Genomic DNA, 19,565 nt, shown 5'->3' on the forward strand with positions numbered 1-19,565 from the left:
ATAAAAGTTCATTCTACATTTGATTATAAAAATAAGCGATACGATTGAATTAAAAATTTACCTTTTTTGCAAAAAAGTATTAAAATCATACCGCTTCATTCAATTTCTAAGGATAATAAAACAATGACACCAGCCATCAATTTACTTAAAAAGAATAAAATACCCTTTACGCTTCATCCTTATGATCACGATCCTAATACATCTGACTTTGGACAAGAAGTCGTAGATAAATTAGGACTTAATCCACAACAAGTCTTTAAAACATTATTAGTGGCTCAAAATGGTGATCAGAAAAAATTAGCGGTAATGATTGTTCCTGTCTCCTCCTCTCTTAATTTAAAGAAAGTGGCACAATCATTAGCAATCAAAAAAGTGGAAATGGCGGATAAAACCATCGCACAAAAAACGACGGGTTATTTGCTGGGAGGCATTAGTCCATTAGGGCAAAAGAAACGCCTAGCCACCATTATTGATAGCTCAGCACAGCAATTTAATACTATTTTTGTTTCAGGTGGAAAACGAGGGCTGGATATTGAGCTTATTCCACAAGATTTAGCACAACTCACAAATGCAAAATTTGCTGATATTAAGGATTGTTAGATGAAATTATTACCTCAAAATCAACAATGTTATTGGTTACAAGTTTACCAATCGCAACTTTATTTACCCAATAATGAAATACCTTTTGGAACAACTCAATCCTGTGGCCTAAACGGAAAACAAGGAATAGAGATTGCCCAATACAATGGTTTTTCAGTATGGCTTATTCCTACACAAGAGAATGAAGTAAATGATGATTTTGTTACTCTTCGGTCACAGCTGTTTCAACCAGAACAGCATTTTTATTTATTAAACAAAGCGGTCAGTTTAAATCATTTTTTTGCAAAAAATCGTTTTTGTGGTAGCTGTGGAGAACCTTTTTATAAAGCAAGTGATGAAATGGCATTACACTGTGATGCTTGTGGTAGCCGTGTTTATCCTAAAATCAGCCCTTCTATTATTGTTGCCATAAGGCGAAATAATCAAATCTTATTGGCAAACCATTTTCGTCATAAAGGCACAATTTATACCAATTTAGCAGGTTTTGTAGAAACAGGAGAAACCTTAGAGCAAACGGTTGAGCGTGAAGTGTTTGAAGAAACAGGAATAAAAATTAAAAATATCCGTTATTTTGGTAGCCAACCTTGGGCGTTTCCAGATTCCTTAATGTTAGGTTTTTTAGCGGATTATGAAAGTGGCGAAATTACCTTACAAGAAGAGGAAATTTTTGATGCAAGGTGGTTTGATTATAATAAACCATTACCTCAATTACCTCCAAAAGGAACCATTGCATTAAAGTTGATTGAAGCAACTTTAGCATTGTGTGAAAAAAATCAAACGTGATGCTCTAAATGATCTTTAATTAGTTGAATAAAAGCATCACCAAAACGTTCTAATTTACGTTCTCCAACCCCATTTATGGCTAACATTTCATTAGGGGTTTGAGGCGTAAATTCTGCCATCTCTTGTAAAGTGGCATCGTTAAACACAATATAAGGGGGAATATTTTCTTTATCGGCAATTTGTTTACGTAAAAAACGTAAACGGGCAAACAGATCTTTATCATAACGACGGCTAGCTGCTTTCGTTGACAGTATAGTACTACTTGAAATACCTAAGCGAGGCATTGCAAGTTCAAGAGACTCTTCACCTCGTAAAAACGGACGTGCATTTTGAGTTAATTGTAATGAAGAATGCTCCATTATATTTTGTTGAATTAACCCTAAATGAATAAGCTGACGAATGACGCTGATCCAGTATTCTTGATTTTTTTCTTTACCAATGCCGAATACCGAAAGCTTATCGTGGTTATGATCTTTAATTTTCTGATTATTCAAGCCTCGTAATACGCCAACAATATGATGCAATCCAAATACTTGACCTGTTCGATAAATTGCGGACATCACTTTTTGAGCATCCACTAAACCATCGTATTTTTTAGGTGGGTCTAAACAAATATCACAGTTTTTACAAGGTTCTTGACGTAATTCCCCAAAATAGTTGAGTAACACTAAACGTCGACAGGTTTGCGATTCAGCAAAGTCTTTAATCGTATTCAGTTTATGTTGTTCAATCTTACGCTGTTCATTTTCAGGCTTTTCTAATAAGATTTTTTGTAGCCAACCATAATCTGCAGGATCGTAAAATAGCATTGCCTCTGCGGGTAAATCATCACGTCCTGCACGCCCAGTTTCTTGATAGTAAGACTCTATACTACGAGGTAAATCAAAATGTACCACAAAACGCACATTCGATTTATTAATCCCCATTCCAAAGGCAACCGTTGCCACCACCACTTGAATATCATCTCGCTGAAAAGCATTTTGTACTGTAGATCGTTCAAGCACTGACATTCCAGCGTGATAACCCATTACCTTAATGCCACGAGAAGCTAATTTTTCCGTAATGCTCTCTACTTTCTTACGACTACCACAATAAACAATACCACTCTTTCCCTGCTGTTTATCTAAAAACTTTGTTAACTGGTTAAGTGGTTTAAATTTTTCTTGAATAGTATAACGAATATTAGGGCGATCAAAACTTCCTAAATAAGTATGAGGATCGTTAAGCTGTAAATTAGTAATAATATCGGCACGAGTGGCTGGATCAGCCGTTGCGGTAAGTGCCATAAGCGGTATATTTGGAAAGGTTTTTCGCAAACCACCCAGCAAGGTATATTCAGGGCGAAAATCGTGTCCCCACTGTGAAATACAGTGTGCTTCATCAACGGCAATTAAATTAATTTTACAATGAGAAATAAAGTGATAAAAATTATTGGTCATCACTTTTTCTGGAGAAATATAAAGTAATTTTAATCTTCCAGATATTGCTTTTTGTTCAACTTGTTGTTGTTCTTCAAAGCCTTGAGTTGAGTTAAGGTAAGCCGCTTCAATGCCATCTGTTAAAAGTTGATCTACCTGATCTTTCATCAATGAAATTAAAGGTGAAATCACTAATGTGATACCCTCTAAACATAATGCAGGTACTTGATAACACAGGGACTTTCCACCACCTGTAGTAATAATAACCAAACAATCTTTATTAGATAATACTGCCTCAATAACTTCTTGTTGCCCTGTTCTAAAAGATTGGTAGCCAAAAACATTATGTAAAATATTTTTGGCTTTGGTAATAGATGTATCTGCCATTATTGGAAAGAAACTGTTTCGCCGTGTTTTGCCACTGCTTGCTCAAGATAATGCCAAAGGGTTAAACCATCACGATCAACCCAATCATTATTTTGATATTTGAAATGAAAGCCACCCAACTGACTGGCCAACCAAAGTTCCGACATTGCTTCTTGTTTATTAATCACAATGCGTGAGTCATCCGCAAATATAATTTCCATCACTGCGCCGTGTATTTCAAAATCTACGTCACAGTCTTGCTCTTCCAGCTGCTCTTCAATGGTGTGCCAAGTCTGTTCAACCCGTTGATGAAATTCTACTGTATCCATTTTTTATTCCAAAATTGAAAGTGAGAGATCAAAAACGGAAGCAATTCGCTTCCGTTTCTTCTATTTAGAATAGATTATCTTGCACGGAAAGTAATACGACCTTTTTTCAAATCGTATGGAGTCATTTCAACGGTAACTTTATCACCTGTTAAAATACGAATATAATTTTTACGCATCTTACCAGAAATATGAGCGGTCACAATGTGTCCATTTTCTAATTCAACACGAAACATCGTATTTGGTAAGGTTTCTAAAATCGTACCCTGCATTTCGATGCAATCTTCTTTAGCCATTTAATTCCTCTTTGATTGACTTTATAAAATAATAAAACTCCGTTATTATACTCTCTAAAGAGTGAATTTCAATCATTATAAAACAACAATTAAACTTAAAACCAAAATACGGGCTATTATGCAAAATATTATCTTTATTTATTCAAAAAACTTAAGCGCTAAAGCTATAAAACAATTTGAACAACAAGCTAATTTAAGACTACTTAAACAATGTGAGTATTTAGAATATAAAATTGCATTTTTTAATGCAAACCTTACCGCTTCCTCACAACAACTTGCGACACAAATTAAATGTGATATTAGTTCACTAGATATTACACCAACTTTAGCACAACAAGGATTACTGGTAATGGATATGGATTCCACTGCCATCAAAATAGAATGTATCGATGAAATTGCCAAACTGGCTGGTACAGGGGAATTAGTCTCTTCAATTACCGCAAGTGCAATGCGAGGCGAGTTAGATTTTGAACAAAGTTTACGTCAAAGGGTGGCTACATTAGAAAATGCGTCAGAAGAAATTTTGCAAAAAGTTCGCCAAATGTTACCGCTTATGGATGGTTTTGAAACCCTGATCAGCACATTAAAACAAGCTCATTGGAAAATCGCTATTGCCTCTGGGGGCTTTGATTATTTTGCGGATTACTTAAAACAGAAATACCAGCTTGATGATGCCGTTTCTAATCAGCTTGAAATACAAAATGGAAAATTAACAGGTAAAGTATTAGGTAAAGTGGTGGATGCTCAATATAAAGCAGAAACCCTACAACGTCTTGCACAAGAATTTAATATTCCACCAACTCAATGGACTGCAGTAGGTGATGGTGCAAATGATTTACCAATGCTCAACACTGCCAGTTTAGGTATTGCATTACACGCTAAACCAAAGGTTCAAGAACAGGCACAATTTGTGGTAAACTTTGGGGACTTAACCGCCATTGCATTATTATTAAATGCAAAGCACTTATTTAATCAATCATCTTTATAAATGGAAGGAAAATAAAATGCCATCTTTTGATATTGTATCTGAAATTACTATGCACGAAGTACGTAACGCTGTAGAAAATGCCAATCGTGAATTAACTAACCGTTGGGATTTTCGTAATGTTACTGCGACGATTGAACTCAATGAAGGGAAAGAGAGTATTAAAGTGACCACTGAATCAGATTTCCAAGTAGAACAGTTACTTGATATTTTACGCAATGCAATGATTAAACGTAACATTGAACCTTCATCATTAGAAATTCCTGATGACTATGAACACAGCGGCAAAATGTACAGCAAGGAAGTCACTCTGAAGCAAGGGATTGAAAAGGAAATGGCGAAAAAAATTATTAAATTAATTAAAGACGCAAAATTAAAAGTGCAAACCCAAATACAGGGTGAACAAGTTCGAGTGACAGGGAAATCCCGTGATGATTTACAAAAAGCGATTCAACTTGTAAAAGGTGCCGAGTTAGGACAACCTTTTCAGTTTGAGAATTTTAGAGATTAAGTCATTTTTAACAAGCTATCTGGTTAATATTTTTAGTCAGATAGCTACAACATAATGAAACTAAGACTTTCAAATACATCAAAGCCCTCTCCTCAATATCAACTTTCAGATAATAAAAACTGCCATATTGTGCAAAATCTTCAGAATTTTATTTGTTTGGTTTACCGTACGTAATAGAAATTGACGTTCTTCCCTTTATTTTACTTTGTAATGCTATTTGGCATTGTTTTAAACGTTTTACAATTACATTTGTTACATTATTAGCATAAATAATAGCATCCTCATTGATAAGGGGATAATGTTCATCAAACAGTACTGCACGTAATAATCTTTCTGCGTGCATTCCTTCTCGACAATAGAGTTGAACACCTTGGTATTTTTCTTCAAATAATGTGCCTATCATTGCTGTTTTTTCAAATGCAATACCTAATGCACCGTCTTCACCACCTAAGCGTTTAAATAATTCATCTTGAGGGAAACCACCACAAGCCAATAAAGTATTTCGACTAAAAATTGTATTTCCTGCACCAGTCATTTGTAACGTTTCCCAAGCTATTGGAAAATTAGGATGTTCTGAAAATAAAGGAGATAAATTAATAGGTATAAATTTTAATCGAATTAAGCTCAACTCTGGTAAATGATGAAATACCTCTGCGATAGAGTCTAATGCTCCTTTCTGATAAGCATCATCAGCATCTAAAAAGGCAACTAACTCTGCTTGGCTATGCAATGTCCCCCAATTTCTAGCACAAGCTACACCGCTATTCTCTGGCATTTTTAAGGTAATAATGTGGGAATGCTCTGCTTTTAGTCTTTGCATTATTTGCCAAGTATTATCTGTTGAACCATCATCAACTAAAATAATATGCTGATAATTATTTTGTTGTAAACAGCTAGTAACAGCTCTTTCCAATGTACCACTTGCTTGATAGCAAGGTATAACAATATCTAACGTAGGAAAAAAAGAAGTCTTCATTATGATCAATTGTTGAAAAAATAGTCTTATACATTATAACTAACAAAATACCATTTATCTAATTGATTATTAAATACGCTCTAAGTATAACAAAAAAGAGGTTTTAATAAAAAATCCCCAAACTAGATTGTTTGGGGATTTTATTTATTTCAACTTACTTCGTACTATTTAATTACATAGATTGTGTAAATGTACGAGTAATAACGTCTTGTTGTTGCTCTTTAGTTAAAGAGTTAAAACGTACAGCATAACCTGATACACGAATCGTTAATTGTGGGTATTTTTCAGGATTTTCCATTGCATCTAATAACATTTCACGGTTCATTACGTTTACGTTTAAGTGCTGACCACCTTCAACACTAGCTTCGTGGTGGAAGTAACCGTCCATTAGACCTGCAAGATTACGTTTTTGTGAATCATCATCTTTACCTAACGCATTTGGTACGATAGAGAATGTGTATGAAATACCGTCTTTCGCATAAGCAAATGGTAATTTTGCCACAGAGGTTAATGATGCCACTGCACCTTTTTGATCACGTCCATGCATTGGGTTAGCACCTGGGCCAAATGGTGCACCAGAACGACGACCATCTGGGGTATTACCAGTTTTCTTACCATAAACCACGTTAGATGTGATCGTTAATACTGACTGAGTTGGTACAGCATTACGATAAGTTTTAAGTTTTTGAATTTTCTTCATAAAACGTTCAACTAAGTCACAAGCAAAGTCATCTACACGTGAATCGTTGTTACCAAATTGTGGGTATTCACCTTCGATTTCAAAGTCTACTGCGATACCGTCTTCATCACGAATTGGTTTAACTTTTGCGTATTTGATTGCTGAAAGCGAGTCAGCCGCCACTGAAAGTCCTGCAATACCACACGCCATTGTACGATATACATCACGATCGTGTAATGCCATTAAAGACGCTTCATAGCTGTATTTATCATGCATATAGTGAATGATGTTTAATGCAGTGACGTATTGTTTTGCTAACCAATCCATAAACTCATCCATACGGTTCATTACTTCATCAAAGTCTAATACATCAGAAGTAATGCGTTCAAATTTAGGACCAACTTGCATTTTTGATTTTTCATCAATACCACCATTGATTGCATAAAGCATTGTTTTCGCTAAGTTTGCACGTGCGCCAAAGAATTGCATTTGTTTACCTACAACCATTGGACTTACACAACACGCAATCGCATAGTCATCACTGTTAAAGTCTGAACGCATTAAATCATCATTTTCATATTGAACTGAAGAAGTATCGATTGACACTTTTGCACAATACTCTTTAAATGCTTTTGGTAATTTTTCAGACCAAAGAATAGTTAAGTTTGGCTCTGGTGATGGACCCATTGTGTATAAAGTATGTAACATACGGAAGCTGTTTTTCGTTACTAATGTACGACCGTCTAAGCCCATACCAGCGAAAGTTTCTGTTGCCCACATTGGGTCACCAGAGAATAATTGATCATATTCAGGTGTACGTAAGAAACGAACCATACGTAATTTCATTACTAAGTGATCCATTAACTCTTGAGCTTGTTGTTCTGTAATAATACCTGCTTTTAAATCACGTTCGATATAAATATCTAAGAATGTTGAAGTACGACCGAATGACATTGCCGCACCATTTTGTGATTTAACCGCCGCAAGATAACCGAAGTATAACCATTGGATTGCTTCTTTTGCGGTTTTAGCTGGACCTGAAATATCGTAGCCATAAGTTGCAGCCATTTGTTTAATTTGTGCTAATGCTTTATGCTGATCAGCAATTTCTTCACGTAAACGGATAGTTGCTTCTAAATCTTCACCACTTTCTAAGCGCTCTTGTAATGAAGTAAATTGTGCAAATTTATCCGCCATTAAGAAATCAATACCATATAATGCAACACGACGGTAGTCACCGATAATACGACCACGACCGTAAGCATCTGGAAGACCAGTAATTACACCTGATTTACGACAACGTAGAATATCTGGAGTATAAACATCAAATACCCCTTGATTGTGAGTTTTACGGTATTCAGTAAAGATTTTTTTCACTTGTGGATCTAATTCACGACCATAAACTTTACAAGATCCTTCTACCATTTTAATTCCACCGAATGGAATAATGGCACGTTTTAATGGAGCATCCGTTTGTAAACCTACGATTTGCTCTAAATCTTTCTCAATATAACCTGCTGGGTGTGAAGTAATAGTTGAAGGAATATCAGTATCAAAATCAAGAGGTTCGTGAGTACGGTTCTCTTCTTTGATGCCTTCCATTACTTTTGCCCATAGCGTTGTTGTTGCTTCTGTTGCATCCGCTAAGAAAGATTCATCACCTTCATAAGGTGTATAGTTTTTTTGAATAAAATCACGCACATTTACGTTTTCTTGCCACTCACCAGCCGCAAAACCTTGCCACGCTTGTTGTTGAGTTTCTGTAATCTGAGCCATTGTTAAAATCCTCTCTATTAAAGATAAGTTAAAATTGAAGCGGTTACATTTTATAAAAAATTTGCAAAATTTGTTCTAAATCTACCCGCTTATTAATTTGAAATTTAGTGTTTTCGAATATATAAAAACCATTGAACCAAACCGATAAAGAATGATCCGCCTACAATATTTCCTAATGTTACTGGAATAAGGTTGCTATTAATAAAATGTCCAATTGTTAAATCTGCAAATTGTGCAGGATCAATACTAATTGCACTCCAAAATTCAGGGCTTGCACAGTGTTGAATTAAAATTCCCATTGGAACCATAAACATATTTGCCACACAGTGTTCAAAACCAGATGCAACAAACATCGCGATAGGTAAAATTAAGATAAGAGTACGGTCAGTTAAACTTTTACCTGCATAGGACATCCATACTCCTGCACACACCATCACATTACACATAATACCAAGACTAAACGCCTCTACCCAAGTATGATGTAATTTATGCTGTGAGACTTTTAAAATAGTTAATCCCCATTGCCCGTGATCTGCCATATATTGTCCTGCAAACCACATCAACGCAACAATCACGAGTCCACCAACAAAGTTACCAAAATAAACAACACCCCAGTTTTTAAGCATTTGAGTAAGGGAAATTTTGCCGCTGGCTTTGGCAATAATAGTCAGTGTAGTGGACGTAAAAAGATCGGTACCAAACACCACAACAAGCATCAAACCAAGAGAGAATACTATACCGCCAATAAGGTTAGCAATTCCCCACGGCATATTGCCCGCACCTGTTTTCACTGTAGTATAAAACACAAAAGCAATTGCAATAAAAGCCCCTGCTAATATTGCAGAAATAAAAGCATATAACGGTTTTTTTAATGCTTTATACACTGCACCATCTTGTGCAATTTTTGCCATTTCTGTAGGAGAGTTCATCATCATAATTCAACTAAAATTTGAAAGTTTATAAGATTTGTTGAATTATAATACTTTACTATCATTGATTCAAAATGAATTTAAGAAACGAGAAAGGATATTAACTAAATAGGGCTATGTATGTTAATGTTTTGTTAAAAAACACATTTTGACTCATTCTTTTTTAACAAAAATAACGTTTTATAAGGTCACAACAACTTTTATTGCCAAAGATTTGCAAATTCTTCTTTTTAAAGGGAGTGAAGCTGATCATCATTTATGGTGAATCCGCTACTTTTCTTAAAAAAATAAACTCACTCATCAAACAGATAACCAACAAGTTAAAGTGTGATTTTGGTAAAAAAGTGACAACATCGTATCGCTTAGTCTATTTGGTTTGCTGTTCACTCTGTTCAGTTGGGAAGTACAAAGCCCCTTTTACACCGCAAGCGGTTAAGCTAACGACGGCTAGCATTGCAATAACGATCCATTTTTTCATAAACGGCTTAATTTTTTCAAAAAATAATGGAGGATTCTACCCAAAATATGCCATAATTTCTATTATTATTTAGCTAAAGTGGGAAATTTTAATGACTCAAACAAAAATTGGTGTTTTATTAGTAAATTTAGGCACACCAGATGCGCCAACCGTTTCTGCAATGAAACGTTATTTACAACAATTTTTAAGTGACCCACGAGTGATAGATCTACCAAGATTACAATGGCTAGCTATTTTAAATGGTATTGTGATACCAAGAAGATCCCCTAAAATTGCAAAACTGTATCAAGAGATATGGACAGATCAAGGTTCTCCTCTTTTAGCGATTTCCTATCAGCAACAACAAAAAATTCAAGACTACTTTATATCACAAAATCAAAATGTGATTGTAGAATTGGCAATGACCTATGGTAATCCATCCATAAAAAATGCAGTGAATAATTTACTTCAACAAAATATAAAAAAACTTATCGTACTTCCTCTTTATCCACAGTACAGTAGCACAACGACCGCTCCTGTCTTTGATGCTTTCGCACAGGCGTTAAAGGTGCACAAAAAGATCGTCCCTTTTGAATTTATTCATAGTTATCACGATCATCCTTTATATATAGAAGCATTGGTCAATTCTATTCAATTAGATGAGAAAGAGCACTTACTTTTTTCTTTTCACGGCATTCCCAAACGTTATGAACTTGAGGGAGATTTTTACCCTCAACACTGTCAAGAGACCACATCTTTAGTTGCATCAAAGTTAAATTTAACCCAAGCTCAATTTTCACTGGCTTTTCAATCTCGTTTTGGGAAAGAAGAGTGGTTAAAACCTTACACGGATAAAGTGTTAAGCCTCTATCCTAAACAAGGCATCAAAAATATTGCAATAATTTGTCCAGGGTTTTCATCTGATTGCCTCGAAACCTTAGAGGAAATTACAAATGAAAATCGAGACATTTTTTGCAAAAATGGAGGAGAATCATACCGCTATATTCCTGCTCTAAACGCTAATGATGACCATATTAAACTCCTTGTGGCGCTCATCAACGCTAAAATTTAAGTCTTCTTCATTCCTTTACCCAGACTGTCTCTACTCCTCCTACCAGTTGTCTAAATATTATTCACTCTTTTTTTCAATAGGATAATATCAGTTTTGCGATCCAGATCGAAAAACTTCCTTAAAACACTGATCCCTACTCCCCTTTCATTTTATAGTACTGCTTTGAAAGTACATTTAACTTTCATCGCTAATATTTATTTTTTAAACGTACTACAGGAGTTAATAGTGAATAAAGTTCAAAATAACACTATAAAAATTAGAGGTTTTTTAAAACCTTTTGTGGGTTCACTAATAGTCAAAACCTATTTTTCATACTACGGTTTATTTAAAGATGACACAATGTTTGGATTATATAAAAATAACCAGTTTTTTCTTAAAATTCCCAATAATTTCAGTAAAAAAGATAACCTTTCTAACTTCCTTGATCTGCGTTCAGTCTTAATGGGAGATTTTTATTTATTTCCTGAAGACAAATGGGAGCAACTTTCCCAAAAGAATAATTGGTTACTCACTTTAGTAGAAGAACTCAATCTTGCCAAACAGAATGCTGTAGAACCAAAACTCATCCGTCATCTGCCTAATATGAATATTAACCTAGAACGGTTATTATATAGAAATGGAGTGAAAACAGTGCATCAATTATACAAGTTAGGTGCTGTGAAAGTTTTTGTTAGGCTGATAGAAAAAGGGATAGATGTCGCAGAAACGCTATTGTTCAAATTATACGGTGCATTAAACAATCAACTTGTATATACCTTAGATCATAAACAAAAAGCAACCTTATTGAAAAAAGCAGATTCTGAATTATATGATGTCGGTTTACGTAAACGTTTCACCATATAGACTTTTCGCACTATCACGATATTCTACAAACCAAGCATATCGTGATAGTAAAACGAGCAATATATTAAGAATGAGACAACCAGTTTTCGATCGCCTGTCTAATATCATTAGAAACACTCTCTAAATCTTGTTCTGCATTGATTTTGATTGCTTTAGGATTTTGCGCTACTAGGGCTAAATAGCGTTCTCTGGTGCGATGAAAAAAGTCAATATGCTGCTGTTCTATCCTATCTAATTCTCCTCGCCCTTTCGCTCGCTCCAACCCTACTTTAGGATCTAAATCTAAATAAAGGGTTAGAGCAGGTTCAAAATCACCTAAAATTGCTGTTTTGATTTGATCTAGCAACACCTCACTTAAACCACGTCCACCACCTTGATAAGCTTGTGTCGACATATTATGACGATCACCTATTACCCATACGCCTTTCTCTAAAGCGGGTTGAATAATAGTTTCCACTAACTGCGTTCTTGACGCATAAAGCATCAATAATTCTGCCTTATCCGTTGTATGCTCACCATCCACGCCTTTTTTCCAAAGGGTACGTAATGCTTCTGCAATAGGTGTACCACCAGGTTCACGAGTCGTAATAAAGTCAATATGGTGTGCGTGTAATATCTCCATCACAATATTTTGGGCATTACTTTTTCCTGCCCCTTCTAATCCCTCTATAACAATAAATTTTCCTTTCGCTTTCATTTATTTTCCTTTTTGTGATCTGAGCCATTTTACATATTTTCTTACAGCTCGATTATGTTCTTTAAGAGTACGACTAAACTTATGCCCACCACTTCCATCTGCAACAAAATATAAATAAGGGGTATTATCAGGATGAGCCACTGCATTAATTGCTGATTCACTTGGCATTGCAATAGGTGTTGGAGGCAAACCATCTATGACATAGGTATTATAAGCCGTTGCCTGACGTAAATCTTTCTTACGAATATTACCTTGATATTTATCTCCCATTCCATAAATCACTGTGGGATCCGTTTGTAATTTCATTTTTAAACGTAATCTATTGATAAACACAGACGCCACTTGAGGACGCTCAGCTGCTTTTCCTGTCTCTTTTTCAACAATAGAAGCCAATATTAACATTTCATAAGGAGAACGAAGGGGCAACTTTTTATCTCTACTTTGCCACGCCTGCTCTAAAATTTGCTGCTGTTGTTGATAAATACGTTTTAAAAGTGCAAGATCCGTAGAATGAGGAGCATAATGATAAGTATTAGGTGCAAACCACCCTTCCAATTTTTGATGAGGAATCCCTAATAATTTCGCAATCTCTGCTTCTGATTTATCTTTTAGAGTGTGAGATAAATAAGGCGCTTGCTCAATTTTTTGTCGCCACACTTGAAAGCTTTTCCCTTCAATCAAACTTAAACTCAACTGTATTTCTGCACCATTATTAAGATGTACCAATAAATCTGTTAATGTATTGATATTTTTTAAGCTATATACCCCTGCTTTAAAATACTTAAATTTAGGATTAAAACGAATAATATAAGGTAATAGTGGTGATGACTCTACAACGCCGTTTTGAATAAGTGCAGAGGATAGCTGTTTACTCGTCATTCCTTTTTTAACGACAAATAACGGTTCTGTTTTGTTAATTGGAGCACCAATCACTTGGAAATAATGATAAGTTCCAGCACACAATGTCAATATTACTAACAGAAGAATAAAACACAATTTTTTAAACATAATGAAAATTAACTAATAATGAAATTACAGTCACTATACCAAAAATTACAACTTTGATCATTTTTTATAAATTTGGAAGAATGTATTAGAAAAATAAATGGTGGGGCATGAAGGATTCGAACCTTCGACAAACGGATTAAAAGTCCGCTGCTCTACCAACTGAGCTAATGCCCCAAAAGGGAATGTAAATGGTGGGTCATGAAGGATTCGAACCTTCGACCAATGGATTAAAAGTCCACTGCTCTACCAACTGAGCTAATGACCCATCAAAAAAGTTGCAGTAAAGTGGTGGGGCATGAAGGATTCGAACCTTCGACAAACGGATTAAAAGTCCGCTGCTCTACCAACTGAGCTAATGCCCCATCGATACTCAACGAGGGAGTATCATACTGATTTTATAAATCTAATCAACCTTTTTTTTACAAAATTAGTGGAATTTTCCATTAAGTGGATAGTTTCCACTCGATTTTGCAAATTTTTTCCATAATCTTACCACTTGTTTTGTTATTTTCCTTACTTATGCAATAGCCCAAAGCGCACCTAAATTGCTGTACAAAAATTGATTTAATGCTAATAAAATAAAGGCTAATACCATTACAGAAAAATCAAGCATTCCTGTTTTTGGAAGAAAACGACGAATCAATCCTAAAACTGGTTCGGTAATTTGCGCCACAGTATAATCTAATGGATGGTTACCTTGCGAAATCCAGCTCATTAATGCTCTAATTAGCGTCGTAAAAAATAGAATCTGTCCAAATATTTTTATCGCACTTAACACACCAATCAGCACAGCTGTTGTGAACAAGCCCGTCATAAAAAAATAAAATACCGCACTAATAACGATTGCAATCAAAATCGCTGCTATATTGATATTACGTACATTTGGAATAACTTTACTCACAGGATTGACTAAAGGTTGAGTAAGTCGAATAAGCGATTGTGAAATAGGTAAACGAGGATCTACTCGACAAAACTCGAACCAAGTCCGTAAAATTAAAACAAAACTAAAAAAACTCACCACAATTTGTAAAAGAGACATAATTATTTGCATAAAAATTAACCTGTTCATTAATAACTAAAAGAATGTCACAAGGGTGTCATAAGTTACTACTTTTGTAAATAGTATTAAATTTATTATCCTGTATTTTTCCACAAAGAACACCCCTGCCTCTTCTCTTGAAGCGGTACGATCATCATAAAAATTTACTCATTTTATCTTACATTTTTTATCTGTTATCTTTTTTCTTTGTTATACTGTTGACATAAACTCCTTAACCAATACAACGCCCAATGCCATTTACCTTTTCACACCCTGCCATTGTTTTACCGTTAAAACCTATTTTTGGTAAATGGGTCTCACTCACCGCATTAATTATTGGGAGCTTAACACCTGACTTTGAGTATTTTCTGAGAATGCGAATGTACAGTGAATACAGCCATACTTTACTTGGTGCCCTTTGGTTTAATTTACCTCTAGGTATAATTTTATTTATTATTTTTCACCGTATTATAAAAAAACCTTTATTAGAAAACTCCCCTCGATTTATTCAATATCGATTGTCACAGTTTAAAAATGAGGATGGATTGTTATATTTAAAAAATCATTGGATTATAGTCAGTATCTCTATTGTCATTGGTGCTTATTCACATATATTATGGGATTCATTTACACATCAATATGCATTTTTTGTACATTACTTCGCATTAGACCAAATGCTAGGACATTCAAATATACCTATTTTCAAATTCCTACAACACCTTAGTACCATTAGCGGAGCGTTGTTTATGTTGTGTTATTTATTAATGATGAAAGTCACGAAATCATCATATACCCAGCCATCTTTAGAATTTTGGTTTGCCTTTATTATATTGACTATCGGCATATTAGGAATACGATTAATGTTTATGCAAAATTTAATGCAATATGGACATATTATCGTCAATGTAATCTCCTCAGGAATAATCGCATTAACCTTAGTTTGCCTAAAAAGTTTAAAGAAAAAAGATACGCAATAATTTGATCTTTTAAAATGAAGCGGTAAGATGTTAGTAAATATTTACAACATTTTACACTTTAAAGTGTCTAATCATTTATTATATTTTTAGCTTAGGAATCATATCAATATTATGAAACGTGCAACCCTGTTAACCCTATTTGCAGTCTCCTTGCTTTCTGCTTGTAGTTCAATTAAATACCAACCCATTGAAACCATCAAACAAGTGGACATCAATAGTGGTTATCGTGTTTATGATGTATTATCAAAAAATAAGACACGTAAAAATCTGATTATTTTAATGTTCTCAGGTGGCGGAAATCGGGCGGCTTCATTGGGTTATGGCGTCTTAGAACAATTTGCAAAAACCCCAATACATCCTACCGCTAAAGGTGATACTTTATTGGAAAATATTGATCTCGTCTATGGTGTATCTGGTGGTGCCGTACTGGCTAGCTACTTTGCATTAGAAGGCAAAGATGTTATTCCAAAGTTTGAAAATAAATTTCTAAGTCGTAATTTCCAAAAGGAAATTGTAAATCGTGTTTTCTCATTTTCAAATATGTGGCGCCTAAGCTCTCCTCAATTTGGACGTGGTGATTTACTTAAGGAACAATTAAATTTAGCCCTTTTCAAAGGCAAAACCTTTAATGATTTACTGCATTATCGTAAAGGTCCTTTTGCCGTTATTAGTGCTACAGATATGAATATAGGACAACGTATTAACTTTACACAAGAAGACTTCGATCATTTGTGTTTAAATTTAGAAAAAGTGGAAATTGCCAAAGCAGTTGCGGCATCCAGTTCTGTTCCTTTAATCTTTACACCTTTAACTTTTAACAATAACGGCGGTAATTGCCACTATAATCCCTCTGCTCAGTTGGTTAATTTTGGCGGCCACTTAAAAAATAAATCGATATTAAAATCTAAAATAGATCCTTATAAAAATAGTCAACAAAGACCTTTTATTCATCTTGTAGATGGTGGACTGACGGATAATTTAGGTTTACGTAGCTTACTGGATCTTTATGATTTATTAGGTGAAAAAGGGATTGAATACCGTTTAAAACAAACCCATTTAAAAAATATCATTGTCATTAATATCAATGCTCAAAATCAGATATCAAATGAAGTAGATAAATCTGCTGATATACCCAGTACTGTTGATATTGTGAACTCAGTCATTAAAGTGCCTATTGATAACAATAGCCACAATACGCTATTAAGTTTTAGAAATATGATCGATGAATGGAATAAAAAATCCAAAAACACCATCAAAATTCATTTTGCAAGTTTGAATTTAAAAGATCTGCCACCTTCTCAATTAAGGGATGATGTATTAAATATCAGTACCTCGCTCTATTTACCCACAGCAGAGGTCAATAATTTAAAAAAAGCGGCAACAATTTTACTGAATCAATCTGCTGAATATCAGCAAATATTAACACTATTACAGCATTAATAGCGGTCACTTTATACTAACTATTTGCAATAATGACTGCTCGCTTAGGTGCAGGATAGCCTTCAATCGTTTTGGAATGATCTTGAGGATCTAAAAAATCCTTGAGAGACTCAGTTTCAATCCATTCTGTACGACGTTGTTCCTCAATAGTCGTCATAGCCTCATCAACACAGCGTATATTTTTAAATCCTGCCTTTTCTAACCAACTAATCAAGGCTGGTACAGAAGGGATAAAATAGACATTTCGCATTTTGGCGTAGCGATCACTCGGTACCAGTACATCGTTTACACCACCATCAATCACTAAGGTTTCAAGTACTAACTCGCCCCCTTTACGTAACTGGTTTTTAAGCTGCAAAAAATGGTCAAAAGGTGATTTGCGATGATAAAGCACTCCCATTGAAAATACCGTATCAAAAGCTTTCAGTGGTTGCATTTCTTCAATTCCCATCGGAATCAAATGAGCCTGACGGTTATTATTTAATAGCTTACGCACTGCTTCAAATTGGCATAAAAATAAGTCTGTTGGATCGATCCCGACTACCAATTTTGCCCCTTCGCCAACCATTCGCCACATATGATAGCCACTGCCACAGCCAACATCTAAAATAGTACGATTTTGCAATGGTGATAAATGAGGCAAGACTCGATCCCATTTAAAATCTGAACGCCATTCACAATCGATATGTACATCATATAAATGATAAGGACCTTTTCGCCACGGTTTGAGTAATTTTAAATTATGGATAAAACGCTGTTTTTCCCCTTGTGATAAAAAAGGTTCACTTTCAATGGCTTCCACTTTATCCTTTAAATTGATTGAAGCGGTTTTTACAGGTAAATGTTTAAGAGCATTTTCCCATTTATCAAAATCACCGTGTGCTTGGGTTTGCCACTGCTTCATTTGTAAAGGTAAAGTTTCTAACCAGTGAGCAAGAGAACTGGTTGCTAATTGTTGGTAAAAAGGACGGAAATCTATCATTTATATTACACACATAAATATTGTAGAGACGTAACATAATGCTACGTCTCTACGGGGTTAATATTGCAAAAAATTGAACAAATGTGACCGCTTATTTTACGGTTACACGTGCGAATTTACGTTTACCCACTTGGTAAACAGCCGTTGTGCCAGTTTGAATGGTTAAGCGAGGATCTTCCACTTTCTCGCCATCAATTCGCACACCGCCACCTTTTACAGAACGCATTGCTTCTGAAGTGGATGGTGATAATCCCGCCTCTTTCAATAATGAAGCTAATCCCATTTCGCCTTCAAAGGTAAATTCAGGCATTTCATCAGGCATTGCTCCTTTTTGGAAACGGTTGATAAACTCTTGTTCCGCCGCATCAGCGTCAGCGTCTGAATGGAAACGAGCAATAATTTCTTTGGCTAACAGAATTTTTACATCACGAGGATTGCGACCAGCGGTCACTTCCTCTTTAAATTTTGCAATTTCGTCTAATGAACGGAATGAAAGTAAGTCGTACCAACGCCACATCAACTCATCAGAAATTGACATCACTTTACCAAACATCTCGCTTGGCGTGTCAGAAACACCGATGTAGTTACCTAATGATTTAGACATTTTTTTCTCGCCGTCTAAGCCTTCAAGCAACGGTAACGTCATTGCAACCTGAGGTTTTTGACCATATGATTTTTGTAATTCACGTCCTACTAATAAATTGAAAGTTTGATCTGTTCCACCTAATTCCACGTCTGCTTCTAAAGCTATTGAATCATAACCTGTTAATAATGGGTACATAAATTCGTGAATAGCAATTGAGAGGTTATTTGTGATACGTTTTTTGAAATCATCACGTTCTAACATACGAGCAACGGTATAGTTAGACGCAAGGCGAATCATTCCTTCTGTTCCTAATTGATTTAACCAATCTGAGTTAAACACCACTTTGGTTTTTTGTGGATCTAAAATTTTAAAAATTTGAGATTTATAGGTTTCCGCATTGCGTAACACATCTTCTTTGGTTAAAGGTGGACGAGTTGTATTTTTACCTGATGGATCGCCAACCATACCCGTGAAATCCCCAATTAAGAAATACACTTCGTGACCTAACTGCTGAAATTGACGTAATTTATTTAACACGACCGTATGCCCTAAATGGATATCTGGTGCGGTTGGATCAGCCCCCAATTTAATGCGTAATGGACGATTTTCTTTTAATTTTTCAATTAAATCATTTTCGGAGTAGATATCTTCTACACCACGTTTTAATTCTGCTAATTGAGTTTCAATAGATAGGGACATTCTCTTTCCTTAATAGTACGAATAAAATATGGAATTAGAGTATCATAATGAGAATTTAAAAAAAAGTGAAAAAAAAGCACCTTATTTTGTGGGGGGAATAAGGTGCAAAAGAGTTGGAGT

General features: G+C 35.1%; 20 protein-coding genes and 3 tRNA genes. 8 read left to right on the forward strand and 15 right to left on the reverse strand.

Annotated features, from left to right (window positions below):
- The first annotated feature begins 123 nt into the window (after positions 1 to 123).
- A complete protein-coding gene (ybaK, locus tag A6B44_RS08370; RefSeq protein WP_090920361.1) occupies positions 124 to 600 on the forward strand; it encodes a Cys-tRNA(Pro)/Cys-tRNA(Cys) deacylase YbaK in 477 nt (158 codons plus the stop codon).
- On the forward strand, positions 601 to 1,383 hold the full coding sequence (gene nudC / locus A6B44_RS08375; protein ID WP_090920363.1) for an NAD(+) diphosphatase: 783 nt from the start codon (positions 601 to 603) through the stop codon (positions 1,381 to 1,383).
- Here nudC and recQ read toward each other — a convergent pair.
- The 3 genes from recQ to infA form a co-directional block, all read right to left on the reverse strand.
- On the reverse strand, positions 1,374 to 3,188 hold the full coding sequence (gene recQ, locus A6B44_RS08380) for an ATP-dependent DNA helicase RecQ (protein ID WP_090920365.1): 1,815 nt from the start codon (positions 3,186 to 3,188) through the stop codon (positions 1,374 to 1,376). The genes nudC and recQ overlap by 10 nt on opposite strands.
- A complete protein-coding gene (gene cyaY / locus A6B44_RS08385) occupies positions 3,188 to 3,496 on the reverse strand; it encodes an iron donor protein CyaY (RefSeq protein WP_090920368.1) in 309 nt (102 codons plus the stop codon). Before cyaY ends, recQ begins: the two co-directional genes overlap by 1 nt.
- A 74-nt stretch (positions 3,497 to 3,570) precedes the next feature.
- Positions 3,571 to 3,789: a translation initiation factor IF-1 gene (infA, locus tag A6B44_RS08390; RefSeq protein ID WP_090920371.1), complete on the reverse strand. Its 219-nt coding sequence runs from the start codon at positions 3,787 to 3,789 to the stop codon at positions 3,571 to 3,573.
- Positions 3,790 to 3,907: 118 nt separating this feature from the next.
- Here infA and serB point away from each other — a divergent pair, with 118 nt between their 5' ends.
- Both serB and A6B44_RS08400 read left to right on the forward strand, forming a co-directional pair.
- Complete coding sequence (gene serB / locus A6B44_RS08395) at positions 3,908 to 4,777, forward strand: phosphoserine phosphatase SerB (protein ID WP_090920374.1); 870 nt, start codon at positions 3,908 to 3,910, stop codon at positions 4,775 to 4,777.
- A gap of 16 nt (positions 4,778 to 4,793) precedes the next feature.
- Complete coding sequence (locus A6B44_RS08400) at positions 4,794 to 5,285, forward strand: YajQ family cyclic di-GMP-binding protein (protein WP_090920377.1); 492 nt, start codon at positions 4,794 to 4,796, stop codon at positions 5,283 to 5,285.
- A 148-nt stretch (positions 5,286 to 5,433) separates the two neighbouring features.
- On the opposite strand, the gene A6B44_RS08405 is transcribed toward A6B44_RS08400, so the two are convergent.
- The 4 genes from A6B44_RS08405 to lptM all read right to left on the reverse strand — a co-directional run bounded on the left by A6B44_RS08405 (position 5,434) and on the right by lptM (position 10,123).
- Positions 5,434 to 6,261, reverse strand: a complete 828-nt coding sequence (locus A6B44_RS08405; RefSeq protein ID WP_090920380.1) for a glycosyltransferase family 2 protein — start codon at positions 6,259 to 6,261, stop codon at positions 5,434 to 5,436.
- A 172-nt stretch (positions 6,262 to 6,433) separates the two neighbouring features.
- Entirely contained in the window at positions 6,434 to 8,716 is a 2,283-nt protein-coding gene (gene pflB, locus A6B44_RS08410) for a formate C-acetyltransferase (protein ID WP_090920383.1), read from the reverse strand.
- Positions 8,717 to 8,820: 104 nt separating this feature from the next.
- On the reverse strand, positions 8,821 to 9,645 hold the full coding sequence (focA, locus tag A6B44_RS08415) for a formate transporter FocA (RefSeq protein ID WP_090920524.1): 825 nt from the start codon (positions 9,643 to 9,645) through the stop codon (positions 8,821 to 8,823).
- A 367-nt stretch (positions 9,646 to 10,012) separates the two neighbouring features.
- Entirely contained in the window at positions 10,013 to 10,123 is a 111-nt protein-coding gene (lptM, locus tag A6B44_RS08420) for an LPS translocon maturation chaperone LptM (protein ID WP_090920386.1), read from the reverse strand.
- A gap of 91 nt (positions 10,124 to 10,214) precedes the next feature.
- Here lptM and hemH point away from each other — a divergent pair, with 91 nt between their 5' ends.
- Together hemH and A6B44_RS08430 are read left to right on the forward strand one after the other, a co-directional pair.
- Positions 10,215 to 11,174 carry a ferrochelatase gene (hemH, locus tag A6B44_RS08425; RefSeq protein WP_090920392.1) on the forward strand — a complete coding sequence of 320 codons (960 nt, stop codon included), beginning with the start codon at positions 10,215 to 10,217 and terminating at the stop codon, positions 11,172 to 11,174.
- A 225-nt stretch (positions 11,175 to 11,399) separates the two neighbouring features.
- Entirely contained in the window at positions 11,400 to 12,017 is a 618-nt protein-coding gene (locus tag A6B44_RS08430) for a TfoX/Sxy family DNA transformation protein (protein WP_143054807.1), read from the forward strand.
- Between the two features lie 64 nt (positions 12,018 to 12,081).
- On the opposite strand, the gene tmk is transcribed toward A6B44_RS08430, so the two are convergent.
- The 6 genes from tmk to A6B44_RS08460 form a co-directional block, all read right to left on the reverse strand.
- Positions 12,082 to 12,714, reverse strand: a complete 633-nt coding sequence (tmk, locus tag A6B44_RS08435; protein WP_090920398.1) for a dTMP kinase — start codon at positions 12,712 to 12,714, stop codon at positions 12,082 to 12,084.
- Entirely contained in the window at positions 12,715 to 13,722 is a 1,008-nt protein-coding gene (mltG, locus tag A6B44_RS08440; RefSeq protein WP_090920401.1) for an endolytic transglycosylase MltG, read from the reverse strand.
- A 98-nt stretch (positions 13,723 to 13,820) separates the two neighbouring features.
- Positions 13,821 to 13,896 (reverse strand) — tRNA-Lys (locus A6B44_RS08445).
- Positions 13,897 to 13,911: 15 nt separating this feature from the next.
- Positions 13,912 to 13,987 (reverse strand) — tRNA-Lys (locus A6B44_RS08450).
- A gap of 21 nt (positions 13,988 to 14,008) precedes the next feature.
- Positions 14,009 to 14,084, reverse strand: a tRNA-Lys gene (locus tag A6B44_RS08455).
- Between the two features lie 155 nt (positions 14,085 to 14,239).
- A complete protein-coding gene (locus A6B44_RS08460) occupies positions 14,240 to 14,773 on the reverse strand; it encodes a YggT family protein (protein WP_090920404.1) in 534 nt (177 codons plus the stop codon).
- Between the two features lie 239 nt (positions 14,774 to 15,012).
- Between A6B44_RS08460 and A6B44_RS08465 the strand changes: the two genes are divergently transcribed.
- A complete protein-coding gene (locus A6B44_RS08465; RefSeq protein ID WP_090920407.1) occupies positions 15,013 to 15,738 on the forward strand; it encodes a DUF4184 family protein in 726 nt (241 codons plus the stop codon).
- 111 nt (positions 15,739 to 15,849) lie between these two features.
- On the forward strand, positions 15,850 to 17,178 hold the full coding sequence (locus A6B44_RS08470) for a patatin-like phospholipase family protein (protein ID WP_090920410.1): 1,329 nt from the start codon (positions 15,850 to 15,852) through the stop codon (positions 17,176 to 17,178).
- A 16-nt stretch (positions 17,179 to 17,194) separates the two neighbouring features.
- Here A6B44_RS08470 and cmoB read toward each other — a convergent pair whose 3' ends face one another.
- Together cmoB and tyrS are read right to left on the reverse strand one after the other, a co-directional pair.
- Positions 17,195 to 18,160, reverse strand: coding sequence for a tRNA 5-methoxyuridine(34)/uridine 5-oxyacetic acid(34) synthase CmoB (cmoB, locus tag A6B44_RS08475; protein ID WP_090920413.1), 966 nt, complete (start codon positions 18,158 to 18,160; stop codon positions 17,195 to 17,197).
- A gap of 91 nt (positions 18,161 to 18,251) precedes the next feature.
- Positions 18,252 to 19,445: a tyrosine--tRNA ligase gene (tyrS, locus tag A6B44_RS08480; RefSeq protein ID WP_090920416.1), complete on the reverse strand. Its 1,194-nt coding sequence runs from the start codon at positions 19,443 to 19,445 to the stop codon at positions 18,252 to 18,254.
- Between the last annotated feature and the right edge of the window lie 120 nt (positions 19,446 to 19,565).

It is taken from the genome of Pasteurella skyensis, assembly GCF_013377295.1.
Lineage (GTDB): Bacteria > Pseudomonadota > Gammaproteobacteria > Enterobacterales > Pasteurellaceae > Phocoenobacter > Phocoenobacter skyensis.

What these genes read in the sequence shown, in the direction of transcription:
- pflB (WP_090920383.1), bottom strand. Translation starts at nt 8,716, where the DNA reads ATGGCTCAGATTACAGAAACTCAACAACAAGCGTGGCAAGGTTTTGCG.
- A6B44_RS08460 (WP_090920404.1), bottom strand. Translation starts at nt 14,773, where the DNA reads ATGCAAATAATTATGTCTCTTTTACAAATTGTGGTGAGTTTTTTTAGT.
- recQ (WP_090920365.1), bottom strand. Translation starts at nt 3,188, where the DNA reads ATGGCAGATACATCTATTACCAAAGCCAAAAATATTTTACATAATGTT.
- tmk (WP_090920398.1), bottom strand. Translation starts at nt 12,714, where the DNA reads ATGAAAGCGAAAGGAAAATTTATTGTTATAGAGGGATTAGAAGGGGCA.
- cmoB (WP_090920413.1), bottom strand. Translation starts at nt 18,160, where the DNA reads ATGATAGATTTCCGTCCTTTTTACCAACAATTAGCAACCAGTTCTCTT.
- A6B44_RS08465 (WP_090920407.1), top strand. Translation starts at nt 15,013, where the DNA reads ATGCCATTTACCTTTTCACACCCTGCCATTGTTTTACCGTTAAAACCT.
- nudC (WP_090920363.1), top strand. Translation starts at nt 601, where the DNA reads ATGAAATTATTACCTCAAAATCAACAATGTTATTGGTTACAAGTTTAC.
- A6B44_RS08400 (WP_090920377.1), top strand. Translation starts at nt 4,794, where the DNA reads ATGCCATCTTTTGATATTGTATCTGAAATTACTATGCACGAAGTACGT.
- serB (WP_090920374.1), top strand. Translation starts at nt 3,908, where the DNA reads ATGCAAAATATTATCTTTATTTATTCAAAAAACTTAAGCGCTAAAGCT.
- A6B44_RS08405 (WP_090920380.1), bottom strand. Translation starts at nt 6,261, where the DNA reads ATGAAGACTTCTTTTTTTCCTACGTTAGATATTGTTATACCTTGCTAT.
- focA (WP_090920524.1), bottom strand. Translation starts at nt 9,645, where the DNA reads ATGAACTCTCCTACAGAAATGGCAAAAATTGCACAAGATGGTGCAGTG.
- cyaY (WP_090920368.1), bottom strand. Translation starts at nt 3,496, where the DNA reads ATGGATACAGTAGAATTTCATCAACGGGTTGAACAGACTTGGCACACC.
- infA (WP_090920371.1), bottom strand. Translation starts at nt 3,789, where the DNA reads ATGGCTAAAGAAGATTGCATCGAAATGCAGGGTACGATTTTAGAAACC.
- ybaK (WP_090920361.1), top strand. Translation starts at nt 124, where the DNA reads ATGACACCAGCCATCAATTTACTTAAAAAGAATAAAATACCCTTTACG.
- lptM (WP_090920386.1), bottom strand. Translation starts at nt 10,123, where the DNA reads ATGAAAAAATGGATCGTTATTGCAATGCTAGCCGTCGTTAGCTTAACC.
- A6B44_RS08470 (WP_090920410.1), top strand. Translation starts at nt 15,850, where the DNA reads ATGAAACGTGCAACCCTGTTAACCCTATTTGCAGTCTCCTTGCTTTCT.
- hemH (WP_090920392.1), top strand. Translation starts at nt 10,215, where the DNA reads ATGACTCAAACAAAAATTGGTGTTTTATTAGTAAATTTAGGCACACCA.
- mltG (WP_090920401.1), bottom strand. Translation starts at nt 13,722, where the DNA reads ATGTTTAAAAAATTGTGTTTTATTCTTCTGTTAGTAATATTGACATTG.
- tyrS (WP_090920416.1), bottom strand. Translation starts at nt 19,445, where the DNA reads ATGTCCCTATCTATTGAAACTCAATTAGCAGAATTAAAACGTGGTGTA.